This window comes from Microcystis aeruginosa FD4 (genome assembly GCF_009792235.1).
GTDB lineage: Bacteria > Cyanobacteriota > Cyanobacteriia > Cyanobacteriales > Microcystaceae > Microcystis > Microcystis viridis.
This window is the reverse complement of record NZ_CP046973.1, coordinates 3,679,117-3,704,146: the sequence shown is the minus strand read 5'-3', so window position 1 is coordinate 3,704,146 and position 25,030 is coordinate 3,679,117. Positions and strand designations below refer to the sequence as shown.

Sequence of the window (25,030 nt, the reverse complement as noted above, 5' to 3'; positions counted from 1 at the left end):
ACTCATTCCCTTACTAACTTTTTTCCTGATTATGCAATCATTTAACTGGCAAACCGTCGATCGAGATTCTCCTTTTACTCGCCTAGATTTTCGGACAAAATTAACCATGATGATCGTGGTTACTCTCATCGCTTTTACTTGGGAAAGTCCCCTCGCTGGCGGTTTTCTAACTCTTATTGTCGCTTTAGCTTGTCTCTGGGCCGGAGTAAAATGGTCTTATCTCCTCACCATTTTAAAATTCATGGCTCCCTTTTATCTATTCTTATTAATTACCATGGGATTTTTTAATGTGGAACAGGTAAAAGCTTTAACGGGAAAAACTGAATTAACTCCCTTATTAACTGTCGGTTCTACTAAAATGACTGTGGAGGGAACCCTCTACGGTTTAAATGTGATCTTTAAAACTCTCACGATGGTTTTAATTATTCCCCTCGCTATTTTTACCACCGATATAAATCAGATGATGGTGAGTTTAACTAAGGCAAGAATTCCCTACAAAATAGTCTTTATTTTTTCCTCTACCCTGCGTTTATTTCCTCTCCTAGTAGAAGAATCTCGATCGATTATTTCTGCTCAAAGATTACGAGGATTAGCAATAGAAAAAATGGGTTGGCTGCAAAAAGGAAAAATTTATGCTTCCATCGCTGTACCTTTAATTTTAAACGCTATGGCTAAATCGCAAAAATTAGAGGTAGTTCTACAAGCTAAAGCTTTCTCTGGTGATCCTAATCGCACATTTTTACAGGAATCAATCTTAACCAATAAAGACTATTTATTAATTATCGGCTTTCTATTTTTATTGGTTTTGGCAATCATTCTCTATGTAAAATTCGGGGTGGGAAAATTTGCCTGGTTGTTTTAAGATTAATCCCTATTGTATAGCTCGATCGATCTGGGTATATAAAGCTTCTAAATCCCCAGAATTGTCCAAAACAATATCAGCTAAGGCAATTTTTTCGGCTAAAGGCATTTGATTATTAATCCGAGCGATCGCTTGTTCTCTAGTTAAGTTATTTCTAGTCGTTAAGCGTTGAATTTGTTGCTCGAAACTGCAAGAAACCACCCAAATCTCTGTGACTAAATGGGTTAATTTGGCTTCCAATAATAAAGGGATAGAAAAAACAACTATCGGAGCTTCTAACTGCTCTAAATGATGCTTAAAACATTCTCTAACGTAGGGATGAATCTGACTTTCTAACCAGATTTTTTCCTCGGGATTATTAAAAATAATCTCTCCTAACTGTTGGCGATCAAGGTAATTATCCTCAGTTTTAACTTTTCTGCCATAACGCGCCAAAATTCTCTCTAAAATTGCCGAACCTTTTTCCACTGCTTCCCGGGCATAAATATCCGCATCAAGGACGGGAATTTTGTAGATATTTTCTAAATAATTAGAAACCGTGGATTTACCACAAGCTATTCCCCCTGTTAACCCGATAATTCTTCTCGACATAAATTATTAAATTGCTAATCTCAATTAAGGTGCGTTACGCGCTCGCTAACACACCCTAAAGTTATAAACTCTTTATCTGTTGTAAAACTCTTGCTTGTACTTGTTGATAGGCAGTTTCCACATCTCCTAAATCGCGACGAAAACGATCCTTATCGAGAATGCGCGCTTGGGTATCCTCTTGGGTTTTATCCCAGAGACGACAGGTATCGGGGCTAATTTCATCACCTAGATAAATTTTGCCCGTTTTATCAACTCCAAATTCTAACTTAAAATCGACGAGAATAATCTGGCACTTATCAAAAAATTCTTGTAAATATTGATTGATTTGCAGGGCTAAATCTCGTAACTGATTGACTTGCTCCTCGCTGGCAATATCAATTACTTTTATGCGATCGGGAGTTAACAAAGGATCCCCTAAAGCATCATCCTTGAGGTAAAATTCGACAAGAGGAAAAGGTAAAACTGTCCCTTCCTTTAATCCCGTTTGCTTGCACAAACTCCCGGCGGCAATATTTCTGACTACTACTTCCAAAGGAATGATTTTAATCGCCTTGACGCGCATTTCCCTAGAACTAGGGCGATCGATATAATGGGTAGGTATTCCTAGGGATTCTAACCATTGAAATAGGGCAGTGGAGATAGTGCAGTTAATTTCCCCTTTACCGGCAATTTGCCCGCGTTTTTGGGCATTAAAAGCGGTGGCATCGTCTTTGTAATAAGTGAGGAGAATATCAGGATCATCGGTTTGATAGAGAATTTTGGCCTTACCTTCATAGAGTTTTTCCATAGTTATCATCCTCGGCAATTGATAAACGAAAATCGATGGTTAATCAGATAGCGGCAGCAGCAAACTTTGGCGATCAACCTAGACAAAAAATATATCTCATCAGGGAGATGATTGTTGAGAAAAATAATGTATAATTGCTGCTTAAAGATAACTGCCAACATTTGGCGACCGAACCTTAACCTATAACCAAAAACTGTCACGATTTAAGTGGTCAACTTTTGGCGAATCAGCCAAGTTTTTACTTGAATCCTCAATGATAGCCAACAACTGATATTATCTCCCATTACCATTACCGAAAAATCTAAAGAAATTCCGCAAAATCACTCGCCGCCAGCTTATGAGCCAGAATCCTCCTAACGATGATAACCCGAATCTCCCCGATCGCCGCAAGGAGGATTTTCTCTATCCTCGCGCCCCCTACTATGGAGAATTTAAGCCAGAAAACTTGCTATTTAACGCCAATTTACAGGAATTTGCCCAAAAAGTCAGTTTTATTTGTAATCTGGAAACGGGGGGCAAAATCAGTTCTCTAGAAGCCTACGAAAAAATCAAAGCCCTCTGGAAAGACTTAAAACAGAGCAAAAAAGGCCTAGGTATTGGGGAAAATCCCTTTCAAAAAGATGATGATACCTAAAGAATAATCAGGAAAAATCGGGTGCATCTCAATTTTGGAGAAATATCTATATTACAGGGCGCACGCAGTTCGATAAACTCACTGACCACGCTGCGCCCCTACTATTGGCGCAATAATACTATTGTAGGGGCGAATTGCATTCGCCCTCTTTGAATAACTGCTGCTGTTCACCAATATGTGAGAGAAAGTCACAAATATCAGATGCACCCGAAAAATCTCCTCGCTTGATCAAAAATGCCTGGACAGAAATATTTCCTGCCCCCATAGAATTGGATGAGCAAACGCTTAAAAATTACCGTGATTTTGGATGGCACTTTCTAATTTTGCCACCACTTCCTCAACGCTAATTACTCCTAAATCGCCCGTGGCACGGGTGCGAATACTTAAACTATTACTTTCCATTTCTTTTGCCCCCACCACTGCCATCACGGGGATTTTTGCGGTTTCAGCATTGCGAATCATTTTACCCAAACGTTCGCCACTGGTATCGGTTTCGGCGCGAATTCCTAACAACTGCATTTTCGCTGTCACCTCTTTAGCGTAATCCAATTGACTATCACTAACTGGTAATAATCGTATCTGGACAGGGGCTAACCAAAGAGGAAAATCGCCTGCGTATTCTTCGATTAAAATACCGATTAAACGTTCCAAAGAACCAAAAGGTGCGCGATGAATCATCACCGGACGTTTACGATTACCATCTTCGGCAACGTATTCTAATTCAAAACGTTCGGGTAAATTATAATCTACCTGTACCGTTCCTAACTGCCATTCTCTTTCGAGGGCATCTTGGAAAATAAAGTCTAATTTTGGACCATAAAAAGCCGCTTCTCCGGGGGCTTCAAAATAATCCATCCCCAAAGTTTGCACCGCTTTTCTAATCGCTGATTGTGCCTTTTCCCAAGCTTCATCGGAACCGATATACTTATCCGATTCGGGGTCACGAAAACTCAATCGCGCCTTAAAATTCTTTAATTGTAAACTCTTAAACACCGTCAAAATTAAATCAACAACGCTTAAAAATTCCTTGTCTAATTGTTCGGGAGTGACAAACAAATGGGAATCATCGACGGTAAAACCGCGAACTCTAGTTAATCCTCCCAATTCTCCCGATTGTTCGTAACGGTAAACTGTACCGAATTCTGCCAGACGCATCGGCAATTCCCGATAGGATCTCAAATCACTTTTATAGATTTGAATATGAAAAGGACAGTTCATCGGTTTGAGGACAAATCCTATTTCCTTACTAGCAGATTCCTCATCGTCTGCCATCATGGGAAACATATCCTCTTTGTACTTTTGCCAGTGACCAGAAATTTTAAACAAATCGACGCGAGCAATATGGGGAGTAACTACGGGTAAATAACCGCGTTTTAACTGTTCTTTTTTGAGGAAATCTTCTAACAAAGAACGAATTAAAGTTCCTTTGGGTGTCCATAAAGGCAACCCCGGCCCGACAGAATCAGAGAAAATAAATAAACCTAATTCTTTGCCTAATTTCCGATGGTCGCGTTTCAGTGCCTCTTCCTTACGGCGCTTGTATTCGGCTAATTGTTGGGGATTTTCCCAGGCTGTGCCGTAAATGCGCTGTAATTGGGCTTTATTCTCATCCCCGCGCCAATAAGCACCCGCTACCGTCTCTAATTCGATCGCTTTTGTGTCTAGTTCACTTGTATTATCTAGGTGCGGACCAGCGCACAAATCCCACCAAGCGTCACCAAGATGATAGAGGGTGATGGGTTCTTGAATTCCCGCCAGAATTTCCAGCTTATAGGGTTCATTAATCGCTTTAATGCGCTTTTCCGCTTCTTCCCGAGAAACTTCCTCGCGCATCACCGGCAGTTTTTTATTGATAATTTTGACCATCTCTTTTTTGATGTCCTTGAGATCCTTATCGGTAAAAGGTTCCGGCACATCAAAATCGTAGTAAAATCCAGTTTCAGTCCAAGGCCCGATAGTAACTTGGGCTTGCGGGAATAATTTCTGCACCGCCATGGCCATAACATGGGAGGTGGTGTGACGAATGCGCTTGAGGTGGTCGGATTCGCTGGTTTTCGGTAGTTTAATCGGGGCTTGGTTATCCATATCTCTTCAATTTACACCTTCTCTATTCTCTATTTTAATAGTAAAAGGAGTCTTTAGTCAGGAAAAAAATCAGGATAGATATCAATGCCATTTCCCCTCATCTCTAACCTCTAACCCCTCATCTCTATTTCTCGATGAAAAAACTAATTTTATCCTGTTTATTTTTGGGATTGGTTGCTTGTAATGCTGCGGTTAATACCACCGATAACCAAAAACCAAAGGTAATCTCCACTAGCACAATTATCGCCGATTTAACCGCACGAGTGGGCGGTGAAGAAATTGACCATCAAGACATTTTAAAACCTGGGGATGATCCTCACGTTTATGAACCGGTTCCCGCCGATAGTGTGGCTTTAGAAAAGGCTGATTTAATTCTCTATAACGGTTATAATCTCGAACCGGGGTTAATTAAAATGATCAATGCCACGGGAATTAAAGCTAAAAAAGTGGCTGTGGGAGAAGCAATCAAGCCTTTACAACTGGAAAAAGAGGGGCAGAAAGTCCCCGATCCGCACGTTTGGGGTTCGGCGAAAAATGGTATAATCATGGTGGAAAAAATCCGAGATCAATTGATTGAATTAAGTCCCGAAGATAAAGAGATTTTTACTGAAAATGCAGAGCAATTAATCAGGGAATTAGAAAACCTTGATCTCTGGATTACTGCAGCTATTGAGACTATCCCCCCTTCCCAAAGACAATTAGTCACCACTCATGACGCTTTTCAGTATTATGCTCATGCCTATGGGTTAAAAGTGGCGGGAACTTTAATTGGTATTAGTACCGAAGAACAACCAAGCGCCCAAACGGTGAAAAATTTAGCCGATGCTATTAAAAATCTCCAGGTTCCTGCTATCTTTGCCGAGACGACTATTAATCCCGCTTTAATTACCACTGTAGCCGAAGAAGCGGGGGTGAAATTAGCACCACAACAATTATATTCTGATTCGATCGGCGCAGTGGGTACTGGGGGGGATAGTTATGTAAAAATGCTCAGGGAAAATACTCGCTCGATCGTGGAATCTTTAGGGGGAAAAGTACCCAAATAAAAATAAATAATTGGGGGAAGTGGGGAATTTAGGTGATGGGGGTGCGTTACCCTAGGCTAACACCCCCGCGGGGTTTATTTCCCAAATCCTTTACCGCGATTGACAGCAGGTAAACTGAGACAACTGTTAATCTGTTCTTTTATGGTTTCATGATCGAGATTTTGACCGATAAGAACTAGCTGATTTTTGGGAGTACCTTTCCATTCGTCATCTTCGAGAGTAAAACGTTTACCACTGAGGTGGAAAATATGACGTTTAGGACTTTCATCAAACCAGAGAATACCCTTAGCGCGGAAAACGCTTTCTGGTAATTGATTATCGAGGAAATATTGGAACTTCCGAATCGAAAAAGGTTGGTCACTAGCAAAGGAAATAGAAGTAAATCCATCCACCTCTAAATGATTGGAATGGTCGTGATGATCGTGATCATGATCGTGGTCGTGATCATGATCGCAATGGTCGTGATCGTGGTCGTGGTGATCATGGTCGTGGTGTTCTTCTTCTGTGTCGAAATATTTATCCGATTCAAATAGTCCGACGCTGAGAATTAAGGGTAAAGGAACCTGACTTTTGCTAGTACGAAGAATTCTCGCTCCTTCCTTCATGTCCCGGATTCTTATTTCTAAAGAATCCACATCCGCTTCATCCACTAGATCGGTTTTATTGAGAACAATAATATCACCGTAGGTGATTTGACTTAAGGCCGCTTGCGAGTTGAATAAATCAAGACTAAAATTGGCACAATCCACCATAGTGACAATGGAATCTAAACGGGTCATTTCCCGTAATTCCGTCCCTAAAAAGGTTAAAGCTACCGGTAAAGGATCGGCTAATCCCGTGGTTTCTACGACTAAATAATCGATTTTTTCGGGACGTTCGAGAACTTTATAAACTGCTTGAATCAAATCCTCGTTAATCGTGCAGCAAATACAGCCATTATTTAATTCTACCATACTGTCATCACTGCTGATAATCAGTTCGTTATCGATACCGATTTCACCGAATTCATTGACAAGAACAGCAGTTTTTAATCCCTGTTGATTGCTGAGAATATGATTGAGGAGAGTAGTTTTACCACTACCAAGAAACCCAGTAATAATTGTTACTGGAAGACCTCTTTTTTGCACTGACATCGTGTTAATAGCTTGTGATTCGACGGTTTGCATAATGATTTGGGGGTGAGTATTCTGTCACTAAAAAGCGATTTTTCGGGATGAGATAGCTAGTTTTTCTCGATCAAACAGTCTCCACTCGATCGCCGACTATTTTTATTGTAGATATTTTTGGACCACATCCCATCCTGTTAGGGTAACAAAAAGAAAACCCAGAAACAATAAAAGATTAGTGCCGATGTGGAGAGACCGCGCTAGAGGTGGACGAGTTGCAATGTTCAGACCGCTAATTGCGGAAACAAAAACCAGAAAAACCACCGATAAACCCGCTATCAGGTGGGAAGAGTGGCCTAAACTGCCATAATGACCGATTGTTCCCACTAATCCGATTCCCAGCAGCATTAAGACCAAAGCAACCATGATCAGGCCGCTGACCAGATGAAAGGATCTTAACCATTTCGGTCGAGATTGGCCCGCGAGTCGTCGATAACCCATGTTTACCCCCGAAACCGCTAATAAAAAATAGGCAAAGAGAGCAAATCCCATCGACCAAGCGGCAATTTTCCATAACCAGAGAAAGGAAGGGAGATTCATAGGGGTGGGATTATTATTAGCAAGGAAAGGGACGACCGATCGTGTTAATTTAAGTTTACCGGACAAAAATCAGCAAGTTAGGGCTAATATGTCTCATCTCACCATCGACACGGAAAATAATCAGCGTCAACCCTTTGAGTTACCGGGGGCTAAACCCCATTATAACCCCGATCGACCCGGACAAGTTAATCATATTTTTCTCGATTTAATTATTGATATTCCTCAGCAAAGTTTTCAGGGCAGCTGTCAGATTACCCTCACCCCCATTCGTCAGGGAATTAGCAGTTTAACTCTGGATGCGGTGGAGCTAAATATTAATTCTGTGTTCATTGAAGGTATCAGTCAACCCTTTGACTATGATCGTTCTCTCCTGACTATTCATCTGCTACAACCCACCACCGATAAACCGATTATCCTGACGATTAACTATCGGGTTAAGCAACCACAACGGGGATTATATTTTATCGAACCCGACGAATATTATCCCGATAAACCGATGCAAGTTTGGACCCAGGGAGAAGATGAAGATTCTCGCTTTTGGTTTCCCTGTTTTGATTATCCCGGACAGTTAGCCACTTCCGAAATTCGGGTGAAAATTCCCCAACCCTATATCGCTATTTCTAACGGGGAATTAATCTCGGTGGAAAACGTTGGTGAAGACAGAATTTATCACTGGTCACAAAAGCAAATTCATCCTACCTATTTAATGACTCTTGCGGTGGGAGATTTTGCTGAATTACGCGACTCATGGAATGGTGTTCCTGTAACTTATTATGTGGAAAAAGGACGGGAAGAAGAGGGACAAAGAAGTATGGGTAAAACTCCCCGCATGATCGAGTTTTTTAGCCAAACTTTTGGTTATCCCTATCCCTATCCTAAATACGCACAAGTTTGCGTAGATGATTTTATTTTTGGTGGCATGGAAAATACTTCCACCACAATTTTAACCGATCGCTGTTTAATTGATCAAAGAGCCAGCATCGATCATACTTGGACAGAAAGTTTAGTAGCCCATGAATTAGCTCATCAATGGTTCGGTGATTTAGTGGTAATTAAACACTGGTCTCACGCTTGGATTAAAGAGGGAATGGCTTCCTATTCTGAGGTTTTATGGACAGAATCGGAATACGGAAAAGAGGCAGCTAGTTATTATTTATTAGGGGAAGCAAGAAGTTATTTAGAAGAAGATACTTCCCGCTATCGTCGTCCGATTGTTACTCATGTTTATCGAGAAGCGATCGAACTTTATGATCGTCATCTCTACGAAAAAGGTGCTTGTGTTTATCAGATGATTCGCTCTATTTTAGGGGAAGATTTATTCGGAAAAGCGATTCATACTTTTGTGCGGGATAATGCTCATAAAACCGTGGAAACTGTGGACTTATTAAGGGCGATTGAAAAAGCGACCGGGTACAATTTATTATTCCTCTTTGATCAGTACGTTTATCGCGGTGGTCATCCCGATTATAAGGTGGCCTACAGTTGGGACAATCAGAATAATTTAGCCCAATTAACTGTCACCCAAACCCAGGATGAAAAGGAACTATTCGACTTGAAAATTCCCGTCGCTTTTGCCTATCTCAACTCTGAGGATATTACCTACAATCTGCGGATTCACCAAAAAGAACAAAGTTTCTATTTTCCCATAGCACAAAAGCCCGATTTTGTCAAGTTCGATCGGGGTAATAATTTCCTTAAAACCGTCACTCTTGAGTATCCCATAGCCGAATTAAAAGCGCAATTACAACAGGATCCCGATCCGATTTCCCGTATTTATGCAGCGACGGCCATTGCTAAAAAAGGCGGTTTAGAAGCGATCGAAGCTTTAGGGACATCCCTAGAAAATGAGCCTTTTTGGGGTGTGCGTATGGAGGTGGCCAAACAGTTAGCAACTATCGGTTTAGATCAGGCAGTTACTGCTTTAATTAAAGGTTTAAACGACGAAAAAGCACAAGTACGTCGGGCAATTGTCGAGGGATTAAGTGAAATTAAAACCTTAGATAGTTATAACGCGCTTAAATCCCGATTAGAAGCCGGAGATGCTAGTTATTATGTGGAAGCGGCCACAGCGCGAGGATTAGGCTCTATGGCCGTGGGACAATTGCAAAATCAAGAAGGGGAAATTATTGAGCTGCTCAATCACATTTTACAGTCAAGAAAGGGGTGGAATGAGGTAGTAAGAGCGGGCGCAATTGGCGGTTTAAGCCAGTTAAAAACCTCGCCGGCGGCTTTAGAGTCAATTTTGACCTACACGGCTTTAGGCACGCCTCAACCCCTAAGATTAGGCGCTATCCGCGCCCTAGGAGCGATTTCTTCGGGACAAACAACGGATAAATTAACCGTAATTTTGGAACGTTTAGAAACTATTGCCAAGGAAACTTTTTTCTTGACGCAAGTGGCACTGTGTAACGCTTTAGGACAGATAGAAAATGCCAAAGCTATCGCTATTTTACAAGCTTTGAGCGATCGAACTCCCGATGGTCGCGTGCGTCGTGTAGCGGAGGAAGCAGTACAAAAAGTCCAGAAAAAATTAGGTTCCGAGAAAGCAATTCAGGAAATTCGCGAGGAATTAGAAAAAATGAAACAGGAAAATCAGGAACTTAAAAGTCGTTTGACCAAATTAGAGGCAAAAAATAGTTAGTTAAGCTGAGTTATCAGTTATCAGTCAATATCAACAGCGAATATTGATTAGAACACTTTAGCGAAAAAAGCCGAAGGAGGTCTCCCGTCCCCTGCTGATTCCTTGTAAGGGGGGAGAAGGAGGACGACGTTACTACCAAGATGCTGCCATCTGCGCTGCCTTGAAGAAAATTGTCTGGTAAATAGCTAAATTTTTTTGTTAAGAAACCCGCTTTCTCCAAAAAAACCTATGAGAACAGAAAGCGGGTTTCTGGTAAATAGCTAAATTATGGATAAAAAGCTTTTGAGGAATAGTCAGAAAGTCATAGAGATAAGAATTTTCACCCAATTGTCTGATAAAGACATTAGCTGAGAAAGTATCTGAGGTAAAAGGTACTCATGCGAGGGGTAGTTAGATCTGTGTAATTAATTGCGTCTAGCTGCTTATAATTTTTTTACCAAAACTAATAAAAGAGCTTCAACACCAAATTAGGCTATACTGCATCTTTATGCTAAATGCTGTAAGACACCTAAAGTTTTTAAATTGAATAATCGATAAATTTCTCACTTTTATTGTCAAAATCAGTGAGTAAAGTCGCTTTTCTTGGTTTTAAATGCACTGTTTGTTCTGGTTGTAACTGTAATTGCTTGTAGTCCTCACGATTGAGATAAGCCACCACCATTTCCCCATCGGCTAACATTAATTCTACCTGTATTTCCCAGCCTAAATGAATAATTCTTTTTACCACTGCCCAACTGTTCAACCCATCTTGTTCGGGCATAATTTCCAGGTCGTGGGGACGGATAAAAACGGTGGAATTATGACCCTGATGATGCCCATTTCCTAATCCTGCTAGATTAGGTAAGATATTCACTTCCCCAATAAATTGCATCACAAAAGGTGTGGCGGGATGATCGTAAATTTCGGCGGGAGAACCCACCTGTTCAATCTTACCATGATTCATCACTACAATCCTATCGGCTACTTCCATTGCTTCCTCTTGATCGTGGGTAACAAAAACACTGGTAACGTGAACTTCTTCGTGTAAATTTCTCAGCCATACCCTTAATTCTTTTCTAACTTTTGCATCTAAAGCCCCAAAGGGTTCATCTAATAATAATACATTCGGTTGAATGGCTAAAGCGCGCGCTAAAGCTACTCGCTGCCGTTGTCCTCCCGATAATTGGGCGGGATAGCGATCGCCTAATCCTTGTAATTGAATTAATTCTAATAATTCCTCAACTCTTTTCTTAATTACTGGCGATTTTTGCTGGCGAATTTCTAGACCAAAAGCAATATTTTGACGAACAGTTAAATGTTTAAATAGGGCATAATGTTGAAAAACAAAGCCGATATTTCTCCGTCTAGTATCCAGATGGGTGGTATCTTGTCCATTAATGATAATTGCGCCATTGTCGGGAGTTTCTAATCCCGCAATCGAACGTAATAAGGTGGATTTTCCCGATCCTGATGGTCCAAGAAGGGCGACTAATTTGCCTTCAGGAATGGTTAAATTGATATTATCTAAAGCTTGAAAATTGCCGAAACGTTTGGAAACTTGGTGGATGGTAATACTCATAATTTTTAGGTTAATTGTATTTATGTAGTATGAATTTTGTGGGCGGTTTTACGTTCGAGAATTTCTTTTATAATTAAAGTAACTCCCGCTAGTAAAGCTAGGATAGCCGCCGCACTAAAAGCGGCAGGAGTGAGATAGTTTTTATAAGCCTGTTCTACGAAAATTGGCAGGGTGGCAGTTCTGCCTAAAATACTGCCAGAAACCACAGAAACCGCCCCAAATTCTCCCATCGCCCGGGCATTAGTTAACAGCACTCCGTACATCAATCCCCAACGAATATTGGGTAAAGTTACACGCCAGAAAATCTGCCAATCACTTGCCCCTAAAGTGCGCCCCGCTTCCTCTTGTTCCAAGCCAATTTCTTCTAAGACTGGGATAACTTCTCTAGCGACAAAAGGCATGGTGACAAATATAGTTGCTAATACCATTCCGGGTAAAGCAAAAAGTATTTTTATACTGAAAAGTTCTAGAAAAGAACCTAACCAACCATTGCGCCCATAGAGCAGTACAATCATTAAACCCGCTACCACGGGAGAAACGGCAAAAGGTAAGTCAATTAAACTAATTAATAAAGTTTTGCCACGAAATTGATTGCGAGCAATTACCCAGGCTGCACAAAGTCCAAAAATTGTGTTTAAAGGTACAGTAATTAGGGCAATAATTACTGTTAATCTTACCGCTTCGATAAAGTCAGAAGTTGCTGCCGCTTCTAAAAAAGCTTGGAATCCATTGCGAAAAGCATAGTAAAATACTGCCGCTGCTGGAATAAATAATAATAGTGCCAGATAGACAAGGGCGATAATAATTAGTAGGGGTTTGTAATCCCATTCTTTTGGTTTAGTTAAGGCTTTTGGATTCTGCATTTTTACTCTGTCTCTGATTAAATGATAATAATTGTTACTTAACTTTGTATTTTTGCCCCCATTGCTGCAGGAAATTAATTACTACTAACATCAGTAGGGAAACCAGTAATAAAACCATGCCGATTACTGTCGCCCCTGTGTAATCATATTCCTCTAGTCTTTGGAAGATTAAAACTGGGGCAATTAAATCCTTAAAAGGGATATTAGAGGAGATAATTACCACGGAACCATATTCACCGATCGCTCTGGCAAAACCGAGGGCAATTCCTGTTAAAATAGCGGGTAGTAGTGGGGGAAAAATCACTAGCCAGAAGATTTGCCAAGAGGAAGCGCCGAGGGATAAAGCCGCTTCTTCTACTTCTTTTTCCATTTCTTGTAAAACTGGCTGTAAGGTGCGGACAACGAAGGGTAAAGCGATAAATAACATCGCCACAAAAACCCCTAAAATGGTAAAAGATATCTTAATGCCAAAGGGGGCAAAAAATTGACCGATCCAACCGTTATCACTATAAACTGTGGCTAGGACTAAACCAGCAACAGAAGTGGGTAAAGCAAAGGGCAAATCCACACAAGCATCGACAATTTTTTTACCGGGGAATCGATAACGCACCAATACCCAAGCGATAATAGTGCCAAAAACTCCGTCAATTAATCCAGCAATTAGGGAAGTAAAAAAAGTGACTTGGTAAGCGGATAAAGAAATCGGTAAAGTGGCAACACGCCAAAATTCGGCAAAACCAAGAGTTAGGGATTTAGCAAATAATGCCGCTGCCGGTAAAACCAATAAAACCACTAGATAACTAATGGTAATTACCCAGGGAATAGAAACTTTTTTGTGGGGTTGACTGGGAGATAAAGATAATTGTGGGTTAGCCATTGTTAATTATTGCTAGAGATTACCAATTGTCCGCTTCTTCAAGAACTTGTGCTGAATCATACCAAACTTCTACATCTAAATCTGCCAGATAGGAAAGGGCATTTTCTATCCCTTGGCAGTTGCCTTGTAGTTGTAGATCGAACCAGCCATCTTGATTATTATTGGCAGCTAATAAAGCAGAAAATATATTCACTTTTAGACCAGGAAAAGACCCTAAACGTGCTATGATTGGCTCGTTAATATACTGTTTAGGAATCCGAATTTTTATCCGTCGGGAAGTGGGGCGATCGAGTCCAGATTGATCGAGATGTAAGTCACTTTGGGGATGATTAATAGTTTGCCATTGAGGTTGATTATCCATGGTTTTTCTCCTTTAAGATTTACCAGCTTTAGTCAGAATTTTATCGAACAAGCCTCCATCATCAAAGAATTGTTTTTGTACCTTATCCCAACCGCCTAAATCCTGCACAGTAAAGAGATTTTTTATCTGAGGAAATTTACTCTCAAACTCTTTAACTACCGTCGGTTCAACGGGACGAAAACCCACCTGAGCAAATTCTCTTTGTGCTGCGGGAGTAAATAAAAACTGCACAAAAGCCTCGGCTACTTTTCTCGTACCTTTTTTATCCACATTGGCATCAACAACCGCCACGGGATTATCAATAGAAATGTTGTAATCGGTGGGAACAGTGTAAGCTAACTTCTCACCTTTTTGGTTAGCGAGAATCATCTCGTTTTCGTAATTAATTAGCACATTTCCCTGGCCTTGTTTAAAAAATACATCACTAGATTCACGAGCATCTCTAGGTAAAACTGGCGCATTTTTAAACACTTTTTCGACAAAAGTTTGCGCCGCTTGTTCACTGCCTTCCGCTTGCGTCACCGAACCCCAAAGAGCGAGAAAATTCCAGCGCGCTCCGCCAGAAGTCTTGGGATTAGCGGTAATAACTTTAATATTATCCTTGGCTAAATCTGACCATTTATTAATTTTAATATTGGCATCACGAGGAACAAAAGCCACTACAGATTTATGAACAATAGAGTCATTGGGAGCTTCTTTTTCCCAACCGGGTTGAATTAATCCCGCTTGCTCAATTTTCTTGGTATCCAAAGCTAAAGCCAACGCTACCACATCCGCTTCTAAACCATCGATAACGGCACGAGTTTGGGAACCGGAACCACCATAACTCTGTTCAAAAGTTACTTTTTGCCCCGTTTTTTGTTGCCATTCCTCGACAAATTTGGGAATGATTTTTTCGTAGGCACTTTGGGTGACAGCATAGGAAACAAGTGTCACAGTCACGGGTTTTTGGCTGTCATTGCCGCTATTGGTGGGGGATGGGGTGCAAGATACCAGCATTCCTCCCGTCAGGACAGTTGCCATGAGTAGGGATAAACAAGACTGGGATGACTGCATCGGCGGCGCTCCTAAGCTTTACTCTGAGGTTGTATCTGTTTTCAGGTGTAGTTTAATCCTACAGCATAGAAAAACAAATTTCAATACATTTACAAAACAAATTGGGAATAAGGCGATAACAAGGGAAACTGTGAGAAGATAAAATCAGTGCTACATCTAGGTTTGAGACTATGGGCAAGAGCGTCAAAGCCAAAAAAACAACCCTCCTACAACAACTAATTAACCAGAGTTTTCTCTTTCGCGGACTAGAGGAAGCTTGGTTAAGTCAGTATCTCGATGCCGACAATCTCAAGTTAGAGACGCTATTTTCCAATCGTCCCGTCTATACGGCTTTTCTCCCCGATGAATTTCTAGATGTTTTGTATGTGATTTTGGATGAGGGTGTAATCGTCGTCCGCAGCACTCCCCTCGACCGGATTATTGCCATTACCTACCCCGGTGGCTGTTTTGGTATGAGGAGTTTACCCTTTAGTTATGGTTTAGCCAGTCGCGCTTTTCCCTGTTTGGTGGAATCCTATAAAACTACCCACGTCCTGAAAATTCCCTTATCGTCCCTAGAAAAGATTTACAACGATAACGAAAGTTTTCGTCAACGGTACTGTTTTTTATTTGAATTACAGCAAAAATTCGAGTATCATTTGCTTAATTGCAGTAGCTATCCACCCCAAGCTGTAGCCACTTTACTGAGAGCTTTAATCTATCAAGAAAGAGAATTAGGCAGTCAACCTAGTACGGAAAATATCTATACTTTTGATTTATCCGTCGATGTGATTGCTCGCGCTTGTCAACTCAATCAACGCACCGTCGAACAGGTATTAAAAGGATTACAAACCGTGGGATTAATTGCCTCGGAATCAACGGGGGATTTAATTCGGGTACTGGATGCCGAGGGTTTAAAAGAAGTTTACAGTGCCACCAGAGATAAGGTTAATTGGTGGCCCCTAAGATAGGTGGAATTTGCTCAATAAATCTAAAAACTTTGTTGGATAAGAATTTTAGACTTTTTTCCCATCAAAAAGTACCAGCCATTGGAGTGATCGGGGCGAAAATTCCGGGACTTTTTCCCTGAAAATTAGGTAATTGACCCCCTGAAAATGGGTAAAACCCTACACCCCACACCCCACACCCCACACCCCACACCCCACACCCTGCCCCCACGCAAAACTTTTTGCTGCAAACCCTATTTATTATTGCCATTGACAGCGCTTTAAGGCATCTTCGGCAGCCGCTTTGGTGGCATCCTGTTTCCGTTTACCTTTACCTGTACCGTAGAGAAGGTTATTAACCCGCACTTCGGCAGTAAATTCCCTAGCGTGGGGGGGTCCTGTAACATCAATGATCGCATATTCTGGATTAGAGGCGAAATTAGCCAGCGCCCACTGTTGAAAGAGATTTTTGGCATCGATAAAAGATGGCGATTCCGATTGTTGAGAGACTAAATGAGAGGCAACAGGGATAAAAAGCTGGTGCAGATAGTTTTTAACCGCATTTAACCCCGAATCTAGATAATAAGCCCCAATTATCGCTTCAAAACTGTCTGCTAATAGGGTAGGATTTGATCGCCCCCGATCTTTAATTGCCCCCTTCCCCAAACGCATTAACTCCCCCAGGCCGATTTCAATGCCAAATTGCGCTAATTGTTCTTCTTTGACCAAATTTGACCGCAAACGGGTTAATTCTGCCTCGTTCATGGCGGGATATTTTTGATACAATAGTTCGCCCACCAAAAAAGCCAAAATCGCATCGCCCAAAAATTCTAGGCGCTCGTTATTTTCCGTCAATTCCGACTGTTCATTGACATAGGAACGATGGGTTAAAGCTTGGGTGAGAAGGAGAGCATTTTGAAAAGGAGGCAAACAAGACATTACAGAAATGATCAAGTCAAGAGCATTTCTTATCTTAATCCGACCCCACCGCGAATAGATGAGACGAACGATCCTTTTTTTACTGTTTTTTCCGGCTAGTTTAGGCATAATCTCCCAAATCTTCTCACCAGAAAACCTATCCGCTGCTATTCTTGCCCTAGGTACCCTAGGGATGTGTATGGAACAGGCACGCATGGCAGCAGTAGATATGGCAGAAATTGCCCAATTTCAGCAAAAAACCAGCGATCCTCGCCTCGATCGCTTTTTTATTGTCACAATTAGTACAATTGTTTTAGAATTATCGGGCTTTTATCTGGCTGCCCTCTGGATAGGATGGGGAGCTTTAATAGTTTTAGTTAGTCAAATTTGGTTCCATTGTTTAGCCAAGATTCAACTGCAGCCAAGCACAGAAAAAATTATTGACCATGGCATAGTGCCACGTTTACCCATCTTACTCGCCAACGGAATCGGCATAATCTTCGTGGCTTTCTGGTTAGCCAAAATCCTCCCCCTAATTATGGCCATGACTTTAACGGCAATGCTATTAATCTACGGCTCTATTAAGTATCTTTTCAGAACTGGGGAGGGAGAGAAAGGAACCTCCAGAGACGGCAATCCCTATAAATGGGCGCTCAGAGACTCTGACGCAGTTTAAATTCAGTACAGCTTACCACAACCGACAGGGAGGCGAGGGGCACCAGCGGGTATTTTATCGAATAAAAAAGAGATTTCAGGTTAAAAATGAAATAAAGAGCATAAATAAGCTTAAATATGCTCTTTAATGCCTAATTATAGGCTTGTTTAAGTGATGACAAGCTAATTATCCTCTAGTCCTCGTTCAAAACTAATTAATAATTATTCTCAATTATCTGAGGCGATTACTCTAGCTGCGATCCAAGATTCATGCTGAAAAGCCTTGATTTTCAAAGGCTTGCCCGTCTAAAAATACTGATGTATTAAAGGATGTCGAGCAATTGTAACAATTCTTAACTTGACTTTATTGAGAATTATTCTAGACTAAGATTTAAAGCTTATTGCAGATTATTATCAATAAGCTTGGTTCTATTTTCGTTAAAAGATGCCATGCAGACCTACGATAATCCTCAGATCGAGTACGACTGGTGGGCAGGAAATGCCCGTTTTGCCGATAAATCAGGCTTATTTATCGTTGCCCACGTTGCCCAAGCTGCTTTAATCGCTTTTTGGGCAGGAGCCTTCACCTTATTTGAAATTTCCCAGTATCGCCCCGATATAGCCATGGCAGAACAGGGCTTAATTTTACTGCCGCACCTGGCCACTTTAGGCTTTGGAGTCGGAGAAAAGGGGCAAATCATCGATATCTATCCCTTTTTCGTGATTGGCTCAATTCATCTGATTTCTTCGGCAGTTTTGGGAGCAGGAGCCTTATTTCACCTGTTAAGAGTCCCAGAAACCCTGAAAGATTCCTCCGGTCTGGGGAAAAAATTCCATTTCGATTGGAGTGAACCCCGACAATTAGGAGTTATTCTCGGTCATCACCTGCTCTTTTTAGGTATAGCTGCATTATTATTAGTGGCCAAAGCTATGTACTGGGGGGGATTATACGACGCAACTATCGGCGCTGTCCGAGTCGTTAGTGAACCAACCCTCGATCCTTGGGTCATCTATGGCTATCAAACCCACTTCGCTACTGTGGACAATCTCGAAGATTTAGTCGGTGGTCATATCTACGTCGGTTTAATGTTAATTGGGGGCGGTATCTGGCATATTATCGTTCCCCGCTCAAATGGGCGAGAAATGTGCTGATTTTCTCTGGAGAAGCCATTTTATCCTATTCTTTGGGCGGAATTGCCCTCGCTGGTTTCGTGGCCGCCTATTTCTGTGGGGTAAATACCCTCGCTTATCCAGTCGAATTTTACGGGCCAATTTTAGAAGTGAAGTTAGGAATTGCTCCCTACTTTGCCGACACGGTGAAATTGCCCTTTGGAGTGCATACGGCGCGCTGTTGGTTAGCTAATGCCCACTTTTTCCTCGCTTTCTTCTTTTTACAAGGTCATCTCTGGCACGCTTTACGCGCGATGGGTTTTGACTTTAAACGAGTAGAAAAAGCCTTAAATGCGATAGAAGCCTAGTTTTTTCAAGGAAGATTAGGATAAATTATCGATTTTCCTAATTTTCCCCGCTGATCAATCTTTCTAACTGTCCCTTATGCCTTACTGTGCCTGTTGTAACACCAAATTGCTGCATCACATTGGACGCTCTCGCTCTTATTGGTACTGTAGTTCTTGCCGGCAGGAAATGCCAGTTTCAGAGGGAGAAAACTGTAATCAGGGGCTTTATTCCCTATCAAGGATAATTAAGAGTTAAACTCACTTATTTCGCAACAAGGACAAATTTTATGGCAAAAATTGGCTTATTTTTTGGCACGCAAACCGGCAAAACCGAAACGGTGGCGGAAATGATTCAGAAAGAATTTGGAGGTGAGGCAATTGTAGAATTACACGATATCTCCTCCGCATCTACCGAGGATTTTGCCCCCTACGATGCCCTGATTATCGGTTGTCCCACCTGGAATATCGGCGAATTACAAAGCGATTGGGAGGGTTTTTACGATGAATTGGATGACATTGATTTCGCCTCCAAAAAAGTCGCTTACTTTGGGACGGGAGATCAAATTGGTTATGCGGATAACTTTCAGGATGCTCTGGGGATACTGGAAGAAAAAATCGCCTCCCTGGGGGGTAAAACCGTCGGTTATTGGCCCACAGACGGTTACGACTTTAACGAGTCAAAAGCCTTAAAAAATGGCAAATTTGTCGGTTTAGCCCTGGATGAAGACAATCAATCCGATTTAACTGAACAACGGATCAAAACTTGGGTCGCGGGACTTAAGCGCGAATTTGGCGTTTAGTTGGCCATCAGGAGACAGGAGACAGGAGACAGGAGACAGGAGACAGCTTTTTTCTCCCATCTCCCCATCTCCCCACTTCCCCACTTCCCCGCTTCCCCATCTCCCCATTCCCCATCCCCTTGATTCTTATGTCTCGATTACCTGATGCAGTTTGGATTAATGTTAACCCCAGTTTTCGCCGTTTTGATCGCCCGGTGTTGGATTTTTTAGCCCGGGAAGTTGCGATCGCTGATTGGCAATACTGTCAATCTCTTGATGAGCCAGCTTCCCTTGATATTGCCTTGGTATTACTACAAGATTACCTGAAACAATGCGATCGACCGCTGCATTTAGTCGGCCACGGCACGGGGGGATTAGTAGGATTACTGTACGCGCGTCGTTATCCAGAAAGGGTAAAATCCTTAACTTTGCTCTCTGTGGGAGTCTATCCGGCAATCGATTGGCAAGCTCATTATTATGTGCTATCAAAATTATTCCCCTGTTCCCGTCAAACTCTGCTCAATCAATCGGTTCACAATCTTTTTGGTCATCAATCCTGCGCTGTAACCCAAGAATATCGCTATCTCTTGGAAGAGGATTTATTATTGTCCCTTTCTCCCCATAATCTCTATCAGAATGCCCATTTCGCCCCCGGGACAGTTCCCGTACCCCTGTTAGTCTGTGGGGGAGATATCGATACGGTAATTGATCGGCATTTATTGCAGGGATGGCAACCCTGGTTAAAGTCAGGCGATCGCATTTGGAGTTGTCCCAAAGGGCGTTATTTTTTCCACTATTCCCACCCCTACAGCGTCAGTCAAGAGATTTTTAGTTTCTGGCGATCTCTAATCCGACAGGAATTTCTTTCTGAGCAAACTGTAATTATTTCTTAATTGACAAAAATCGAGATTTATGTTAAGGCTAATACCGCTTTTGTGTCCGATCGCGATCTGGATAACGCTGCTGTTCTTTTTTACTGCCCTTTTTCTTGCTGTTGCCCAAGGGTGCCGGCAGTTGCAAAAGCTGCATCGGATTCCCTGTAGTCGCTGTGTTTTTTGTACTGGGGATTATCGCTTGAAATGTGCGGTCCATCCAATGCGTGCCTTTTCGGAAGAGGCGATCGATTGTCGGGATTTTGAGCCAGAAATTCAGGAAAATAGGGTTAATTCTCTGCCCTTGATTACGACAACTTTTTACTGGCTATGGAGTATATCTAAACAGAGTATGGTTAATCTAAAAAATAGGGGGAATGATTACGGACTCAACCCTTGATATACATGGCTTATAGATATTGACACAAAATCAAAAAAGGGTGCTAGGCTAAAGGAGTCAGGTAAATTATCTAGAAAGGAGCGTGAATTATGTCAGGAAGAGGTGGATGGCGCGGTGGCGCAGGACGTAAAAGAGCATGGCAAAATGGAGAAACTCAGACTATTCGGGTTCCCATTGCTCTTAAAGACCAAATACTCAACCTTAGTCAGCAATTAGACCAAGGACAGGTATTTTTTCCCAGAGACTTGCCGCTATCCCTAGAAGAAATTCTCGCCGAGTGGGAAGTTAAATGTCAGGAGAACAATAGCGCAGAATGGCAACCGGTGCGTCAACTGTTGGCAGAAATAGAAGCACTACTCGCTCAAGAAACAGAGTGCGAGAGAGGACACAGGAGAGGTAAAGGTCATTGTGGAGGTTATCGTCATCATAACCTTGATTCTGGCTGTTAAGTCGAGAATATCGTCTGTAGTCCCTGCTTTTTAAAGTAGGGAGACTTCAAAACGCCCAGTTTTAGCGGTAGGCTATCAGCATTGAGCTTACCGCTAGAGGATTTGAGTGCATTTTTCTCTCAGACATCAGCCCTGCTCTGCTAAAATGATAATCATTATCATCGTAACTAGCAATGGTCAATCAAATTAGGCATCCTCTGACAGAAAGCCCCGTTATCGAAGAAGATTCGCAAAAAATCGTAAAAATACGCCATACTTGCGCCCATATCTTAGCGATGGCCGTACAAACTCTCTTTCCTGAAACCAAAGTTGCTATTGGTCCCTGGACAGAAACGGGATTCTACTACGATTTCGATCGCCCGACACCCTTTACCCCCGAAGATTTGGAGAAAATAGCGGCAGAAATGGGGCGAATTATCGGTAAAAACCTGCCAATTATCCGAGAAGTGCTGGAAAGAAGCGAAATTACGGCAGAAATCGAGCGCCTTAATCAACCCTACAAAAAGTTAATTTTAGAGAGAATTCCCCCAGAAGAAACCATTACCCGTTATTTTATCGGTAGTCCGGACGCAGGACGGAGCGATCGAGAACCCTCGTTAATTGATGGGGTTGTTTCTCCCCCAGAAGAATTTTGGTGGGATCTGTGCGCGGGACCCCATCTCAACTCGACGGGGGAAATTAACCCAGATGCTTTCGTCTTGGAGAGTGTAGCGGGTGCTTATTGGCAAGGAGATGAAAAACAGCCGCAATTACAGCGAATTTACGGCACAGCTTGGCAAACCCCCGCAGAATTACAAAATTATCTCCAACAAAAAGAAGAAGCGCAGCGACGAGATCATCGCAAATTGGGACAACAATTAAAATTATTTAGCATCCAAGAAGATGCGGGTGGCGGCTTAGTTTTTTGGCATCCCCGGGGTGCAACAATGCGTTATTTAATCGAAGATTATTGGCGCCAAGCTCATTTAGAAGCGGTTATCAATTTCTTTATACTCCCCATGTGGCTAATTTAGATCTGTGGAAAACTTCTGGACATTGGGACTTTTATCGCGACAATATGTTTGAGGCGATCGAGTTAGAACAGCAAAGCTATCAAATTAAGCCGATGAATTGTCCCTTTCATGTTTTAACCTATCAAAATGACCTGCATTCCTATCGAGAATTTCCCCTAAGATGGGCAGAATTAGGAACAGTTTATCGTTACGAGCGATCGGGGGTTTTACATGGATTAATGCGGGTAAGAGGTTTTACTCAAGATGATGCTCATATTTTTTGTTTACCCGAACAAATTGCTGCAGAAATTCTAGGAGTTTTAAATTTAACCGAGAAAATTCTCTCCGATTTTGGCTTTACTAATTATGAGGTAAATTTATCGACTCGTCCCAGTAAATCAGTGGGAACCGATGCTGTATGGGAATTGGCAACTTCGGCTTTAATTGAGGCCTTAAATGCTAAAAAGTGGGATTATATTGAGGATCAGGGAGGTGGGGCTTTTTATGGTCCAAAAATTGATATAAAAATTCAAGATGCGATCGGTAGAATGTGGCAATGTTCCACGATTCAGGTCGATTTTAACTTGCCAGAACGCTTTGATATGGAATATGTCGCTAGGGATGGTACTCGGGAAAGACCGATTATGATTCATCGGGCTATTTTTGGCTCTTTGGAAAGATTTTTTGGTATTTTAATCGAGAATTATGCGGGAGATTTTCCTCTCTGGTTAGCACCTATTCAAGTCCGTTTATTACCCGTTAGTGATGAACAACAGGATTATGCTTTAGAGGTAGCAATGCGGTTAAAACAAGCTGGTTATCGAGTGGAAATCGATAAAAGTGGTGAGCGTTTAGGTAAACAAATTCGTACAGGAGAACTAGAAAAAATACCTATCTTAGCTGTGATTGGAAAACGAGAAGTTAGCAGTGAAACTCTAAGCATTCGTACTCGACAAGGGGGTGATTTAGGTTCGATGAAGCTGGCAGATTTATTAGAAAAAATGCAACCAGCGATCCTATCTAAAACTAATCTCTGAAACTTTTGTATAAACCAGCAAATAGTGGATATCGATCCCTTCCGTGCGAATTTAACAGGGTTGAGAAAAGCCTATTTTTTGCCAATTAATTAACTTACAAGTGGGTTAGCTGCCATGAGTTCTTTGATAATTCCTCTCTCTGATTCTCTCCCTTGCTTACCTAAATCGGGAATGCCCGTCACAATCATTACTGGTTTTTTGGGTAGTGGAAAAACCACCCTGCTAAATCATATTCTTGACAATAAAGAAGGGTTAAAAGTTGCCGTATTAGTTAATGAGTTTGGGGATATTAATATTGATTCTCAATTACTTGTTTCTATCGATGAAGATATGGTAGAATTAAGTAATGGCTGTATTTGTTGCACGATTAATGATAGTTTAATCGAGACAGTCTATCAGGTCTTAGAAAAAGAAATTCCGGTGGACTATCTAATTATTGAAACCACAGGATTAGCCGATCCTCTACCAATTATTCTGACTTTTTTAGCCACAGAATTAAAATATTTGACTCGCTTAGATTCTATTATTACCCTCGTTGATTCTGAAACCTTTACTGCGGATCATTTTGATAGTAACATTGCCCTTAGTCAAATTCGTTATGGTGACGTGGTAATTCTCAATAAAATAGATCGGGTTAATCAAAACAAATTAGATGACTTGGAAAAGTTTATTCGTCGAGAAAAAGAAGGGGTAAGATTGTTACAAAGTCAATACGGTAAGGTTGCTTTGGGTTTACTATTAGATTTAGGTTTAACTAAAGAAGAATTGTATAAAGACCAGTTTAGAGACTTTCAAAAAAATCGCCAAAGCTCCAGTGATAACCAATCTCCTGAAGACTTTAATTTTGTCTCCTTTGTTAGCGATAAACCATTTAATCTAGATAAATTTGAGCCTTTTCTCACGGAAAAAATGCCGATAAATGTTTTTCGAGCTAAAGGGATTCTCTGGTTTCAACAAAGCGATTTAAAACATATTTTTCAACTGAGCGGTCTTCGTTACGATCTGCAAGCGGTAGAATGGGATACACCTCCTAAGAATCAGTTAGTTTTTATCGGCAGAAATTTAAATAAAGAGGAAATTGTGACACAACTAAACGAATGCTTGGCTAGTTCTCAAAAAATTAAAAAGTACAAACTATGAATAATTTATGGATAAAAACTTTAAAATTTAACGAACAGGGATTAATTCCTGCCATTGCTCAAGATTACCAAGATGGAACTATTTTGATGATGGCATGGATGAATCAACTATCGATCGAAAAAACCCTAATTACAGGAGAAGCTCACTATTGGAGTCGTTCCCGTGGAGAATTATGGCATAAAGGCAAAACTTCTGGACATATTCAAAAAGTTAAAGCTATTTTCTATGACTGTGATGCTGATACCCTACTGCTCAAAATCGAACAAATTGGCGATATAGCCTGTCATACGGGAGCAAGAAGTTGTTTTTTTCAAACGGTTGATTTTAACCCCTGTCAGT

At 41.4% G+C, this 25,030-nt stretch carries 22 protein-coding genes and 3 pseudogenes; 14 read left to right on the top strand and 11 right to left on the bottom strand.

The window, feature by feature from the left end; all coding sequences use genetic code 11:
* The first annotated feature begins 31 nt into the window (after positions 1-31).
* Positions 32-862: an energy-coupling factor transporter transmembrane component T family protein gene (locus GQR42_RS18570; protein WP_158201088.1), complete on the top strand. Its 831-nt coding sequence runs from the start codon at positions 32-34 to the stop codon at positions 860-862.
* Positions 863-871: 9 nt separating this feature from the next.
* On the opposite strand, the gene coaE is transcribed toward GQR42_RS18570, so the two are convergent.
* Positions 872-1,453 (bottom strand): dephospho-CoA kinase, encoded by a 582-nt coding sequence (coaE, locus tag GQR42_RS18565; protein ID WP_158201087.1) that lies wholly within the window; start codon positions 1,451-1,453, stop codon positions 872-874.
* 61 nt (positions 1,454-1,514) lie between these two features.
* On the bottom strand, positions 1,515-2,240 hold the full coding sequence (purC, locus tag GQR42_RS18560; protein WP_271974917.1) for a phosphoribosylaminoimidazolesuccinocarboxamide synthase: 726 nt from the start codon (positions 2,238-2,240) through the stop codon (positions 1,515-1,517).
* A 337-nt stretch (positions 2,241-2,577) separates the two neighbouring features.
* On the opposite strand from purC, the gene GQR42_RS18555 reads away from it, so the two are divergent.
* The gene (locus GQR42_RS18555) at positions 2,578-2,874 is read left to right on the top strand and encodes a DUF7219 family protein (protein ID WP_158201085.1); all 297 of its coding nucleotides are present in this window, start codon (positions 2,578-2,580) and stop codon (positions 2,872-2,874) included.
* Positions 2,875-3,159: 285 nt separating this feature from the next.
* On the opposite strand, the gene thrS (GQR42_RS18550) is transcribed toward GQR42_RS18555, so the two are convergent.
* Positions 3,160-4,959, bottom strand: coding sequence for a threonine--tRNA ligase (gene thrS, locus GQR42_RS18550; RefSeq protein WP_158201084.1), 1,800 nt, complete (start codon positions 4,957-4,959; stop codon positions 3,160-3,162).
* A gap of 134 nt (positions 4,960-5,093) precedes the next feature.
* Here thrS (GQR42_RS18550) and GQR42_RS18545 point away from each other — a divergent pair, with 134 nt between their 5' ends.
* Positions 5,094-6,005 (top strand): metal ABC transporter solute-binding protein, Zn/Mn family, encoded by a 912-nt coding sequence (locus tag GQR42_RS18545; RefSeq protein WP_158201083.1) that lies wholly within the window; start codon positions 5,094-5,096, stop codon positions 6,003-6,005.
* A gap of 74 nt (positions 6,006-6,079) precedes the next feature.
* Here the strand turns inward: GQR42_RS18545 and GQR42_RS18540 are convergent, their stop codons facing one another.
* On the bottom strand, positions 6,080-7,171 hold the full coding sequence (locus tag GQR42_RS18540) for a CobW family GTP-binding protein (RefSeq protein ID WP_158201082.1): 1,092 nt from the start codon (positions 7,169-7,171) through the stop codon (positions 6,080-6,082).
* A 102-nt stretch (positions 7,172-7,273) separates the two neighbouring features.
* Positions 7,274-7,711: a DUF4079 domain-containing protein gene (locus GQR42_RS18535; protein ID WP_158201081.1), complete on the bottom strand. Its 438-nt coding sequence runs from the start codon at positions 7,709-7,711 to the stop codon at positions 7,274-7,276.
* Positions 7,712-7,715: 4 nt separating this feature from the next.
* Here GQR42_RS18535 and GQR42_RS18530 point away from each other — a divergent pair, with 4 nt between their 5' ends.
* Positions 7,716-10,352, top strand: coding sequence for a M1 family metallopeptidase (locus tag GQR42_RS18530; protein WP_158201080.1), 2,637 nt, complete (start codon positions 7,716-7,718; stop codon positions 10,350-10,352).
* Between the two features lie 517 nt (positions 10,353-10,869).
* Here the strand turns inward: GQR42_RS18530 and GQR42_RS18525 are convergent.
* From GQR42_RS18525 to GQR42_RS18505, 5 genes are read right to left on the bottom strand one after another with little or no spacing between them, the layout of a single operon-like run.
* Entirely contained in the window at positions 10,870-11,910 is a 1,041-nt protein-coding gene (locus GQR42_RS18525; RefSeq protein ID WP_158201079.1) for a sulfate/molybdate ABC transporter ATP-binding protein, read from the bottom strand.
* Between the two features lie 20 nt (positions 11,911-11,930).
* Positions 11,931-12,773: a sulfate ABC transporter permease subunit CysW gene (cysW, locus tag GQR42_RS18520; RefSeq protein WP_158201078.1), complete on the bottom strand. Its 843-nt coding sequence runs from the start codon at positions 12,771-12,773 to the stop codon at positions 11,931-11,933.
* A gap of 34 nt (positions 12,774-12,807) precedes the next feature.
* Positions 12,808-13,650 carry a sulfate ABC transporter permease subunit CysT gene (gene cysT, locus GQR42_RS18515; protein ID WP_158201077.1) on the bottom strand — a complete coding sequence of 281 codons (843 nt, stop codon included), beginning with the start codon at positions 13,648-13,650 and terminating at the stop codon, positions 12,808-12,810.
* A gap of 19 nt (positions 13,651-13,669) precedes the next feature.
* Positions 13,670-14,011: an NIL domain-containing protein gene (locus GQR42_RS18510; protein ID WP_158201076.1), complete on the bottom strand. Its 342-nt coding sequence runs from the start codon at positions 14,009-14,011 to the stop codon at positions 13,670-13,672.
* Positions 14,012-14,023: 12 nt separating this feature from the next.
* Complete coding sequence (locus GQR42_RS18505) at positions 14,024-15,067, bottom strand: sulfate ABC transporter substrate-binding protein (RefSeq protein WP_158201075.1); 1,044 nt, start codon at positions 15,065-15,067, stop codon at positions 14,024-14,026.
* 170 nt (positions 15,068-15,237) lie between these two features.
* Between GQR42_RS18505 and GQR42_RS18500 the strand changes: the two genes are divergently transcribed.
* Positions 15,238-16,017 (top strand): Crp/Fnr family transcriptional regulator, encoded by a 780-nt coding sequence (locus GQR42_RS18500; RefSeq protein WP_158201074.1) that lies wholly within the window; start codon positions 15,238-15,240, stop codon positions 16,015-16,017.
* A 237-nt stretch (positions 16,018-16,254) separates the two neighbouring features.
* Here the strand turns inward: GQR42_RS18500 and rnc are convergent, their stop codons facing one another.
* Positions 16,255-16,932, bottom strand: coding sequence for a ribonuclease III (gene rnc, locus GQR42_RS18495; RefSeq protein WP_158201073.1), 678 nt, complete (start codon positions 16,930-16,932; stop codon positions 16,255-16,257).
* A gap of 58 nt (positions 16,933-16,990) precedes the next feature.
* Here rnc and GQR42_RS18490 point away from each other — a divergent pair, with 58 nt between their 5' ends.
* The 9 genes and pseudogenes from GQR42_RS18490 to hisI form a co-directional block, all read left to right on the top strand.
* Positions 16,991-17,587, top strand: coding sequence for a hypothetical protein (locus GQR42_RS18490; RefSeq protein ID WP_233271065.1), 597 nt, complete (start codon positions 16,991-16,993; stop codon positions 17,585-17,587).
* A gap of 428 nt (positions 17,588-18,015) precedes the next feature.
* Positions 18,016-19,043, top strand: a pseudogene (locus GQR42_RS18485) (chlorophyll a/b binding light-harvesting protein).
* A gap of 266 nt (positions 19,044-19,309) precedes the next feature.
* Complete coding sequence (gene fldA, locus GQR42_RS18480; protein ID WP_158201072.1) at positions 19,310-19,822, top strand: flavodoxin FldA; 513 nt, start codon at positions 19,310-19,312, stop codon at positions 19,820-19,822.
* A 128-nt stretch (positions 19,823-19,950) separates the two neighbouring features.
* The gene (locus GQR42_RS18475) at positions 19,951-20,694 is read left to right on the top strand and encodes an alpha/beta fold hydrolase (RefSeq protein WP_158201071.1); all 744 of its coding nucleotides are present in this window, start codon (positions 19,951-19,953) and stop codon (positions 20,692-20,694) included.
* 202 nt (positions 20,695-20,896) lie between these two features.
* Entirely contained in the window at positions 20,897-21,073 is a 177-nt protein-coding gene (locus tag GQR42_RS28965; RefSeq protein WP_233271064.1) for a hypothetical protein, read from the top strand.
* An 89-nt stretch (positions 21,074-21,162) separates the two neighbouring features.
* Positions 21,163-21,522, top strand: a complete 360-nt coding sequence (locus GQR42_RS18465; protein WP_158201069.1) for a hypothetical protein — start codon at positions 21,163-21,165, stop codon at positions 21,520-21,522.
* Between the two features lie 173 nt (positions 21,523-21,695).
* Positions 21,696-23,551: pseudogene (gene thrS / locus GQR42_RS18460) on the top strand (threonine--tRNA ligase).
* A gap of 114 nt (positions 23,552-23,665) precedes the next feature.
* Positions 23,666-24,691 carry a CobW family GTP-binding protein gene (locus GQR42_RS18455; protein ID WP_158201068.1) on the top strand — a complete coding sequence of 342 codons (1,026 nt, stop codon included), beginning with the start codon at positions 23,666-23,668 and terminating at the stop codon, positions 24,689-24,691.
* Positions 24,688-25,005, top strand: a pseudogene (gene hisI, locus GQR42_RS18450) (phosphoribosyl-AMP cyclohydrolase); the annotation flags it as partial. The gene GQR42_RS18455 and the pseudogene hisI, both read left to right, overlap by 4 nt.
* Positions 25,006-25,030: the final 25 nt, after the last annotated feature.

Coding starts and splice junctions, on each gene's coding strand:
- GQR42_RS18570 (WP_158201088.1), top strand. CDS start 32: ATGCAATCATTTAACTGGCAAACCGTCGATCGAGATTCTCCTTTTACT.
- coaE (WP_158201087.1), bottom strand. CDS start 1,453: ATGTCGAGAAGAATTATCGGGTTAACAGGGGGAATAGCTTGTGGTAAA.
- purC (WP_271974917.1), bottom strand. CDS start 2,240: ATGGAAAAACTCTATGAAGGTAAGGCCAAAATTCTCTATCAAACCGAT.
- GQR42_RS18555 (WP_158201085.1), top strand. CDS start 2,578: ATGAGCCAGAATCCTCCTAACGATGATAACCCGAATCTCCCCGATCGC.
- thrS (WP_158201084.1), bottom strand. CDS start 4,959: ATGGATAACCAAGCCCCGATTAAACTACCGAAAACCAGCGAATCCGAC.
- GQR42_RS18545 (WP_158201083.1), top strand. CDS start 5,094: ATGAAAAAACTAATTTTATCCTGTTTATTTTTGGGATTGGTTGCTTGT.
- GQR42_RS18540 (WP_158201082.1), bottom strand. CDS start 7,171: ATGCAAACCGTCGAATCACAAGCTATTAACACGATGTCAGTGCAAAAA.
- GQR42_RS18535 (WP_158201081.1), bottom strand. CDS start 7,711: ATGAATCTCCCTTCCTTTCTCTGGTTATGGAAAATTGCCGCTTGGTCG.
- GQR42_RS18525 (WP_158201079.1), bottom strand. CDS start 11,910: ATGAGTATTACCATCCACCAAGTTTCCAAACGTTTCGGCAATTTTCAA.
- cysW (WP_158201078.1), bottom strand. CDS start 12,773: ATGCAGAATCCAAAAGCCTTAACTAAACCAAAAGAATGGGATTACAAA.
- cysT (WP_158201077.1), bottom strand. CDS start 13,650: ATGGCTAACCCACAATTATCTTTATCTCCCAGTCAACCCCACAAAAAA.
- GQR42_RS18510 (WP_158201076.1), bottom strand. CDS start 14,011: ATGGATAATCAACCTCAATGGCAAACTATTAATCATCCCCAAAGTGAC.
- GQR42_RS18505 (WP_158201075.1), bottom strand. CDS start 15,067: ATGCAGTCATCCCAGTCTTGTTTATCCCTACTCATGGCAACTGTCCTG.
- GQR42_RS18500 (WP_158201074.1), top strand. CDS start 15,238: ATGGGCAAGAGCGTCAAAGCCAAAAAAACAACCCTCCTACAACAACTA.
- rnc (WP_158201073.1), bottom strand. CDS start 16,932: ATGTCTTGTTTGCCTCCTTTTCAAAATGCTCTCCTTCTCACCCAAGCT.
- GQR42_RS18490 (WP_233271065.1), top strand. CDS start 16,991: ATGAGACGAACGATCCTTTTTTTACTGTTTTTTCCGGCTAGTTTAGGC.
- fldA (WP_158201072.1), top strand. CDS start 19,310: ATGGCAAAAATTGGCTTATTTTTTGGCACGCAAACCGGCAAAACCGAA.
- GQR42_RS18475 (WP_158201071.1), top strand. CDS start 19,951: ATGTCTCGATTACCTGATGCAGTTTGGATTAATGTTAACCCCAGTTTT.
- GQR42_RS28965 (WP_233271064.1), top strand. CDS start 20,897: ATGCGTGCCTTTTCGGAAGAGGCGATCGATTGTCGGGATTTTGAGCCA.
- GQR42_RS18465 (WP_158201069.1), top strand. CDS start 21,163: ATGTCAGGAAGAGGTGGATGGCGCGGTGGCGCAGGACGTAAAAGAGCA.
- GQR42_RS18455 (WP_158201068.1), top strand. CDS start 23,666: ATGAGTTCTTTGATAATTCCTCTCTCTGATTCTCTCCCTTGCTTACCT.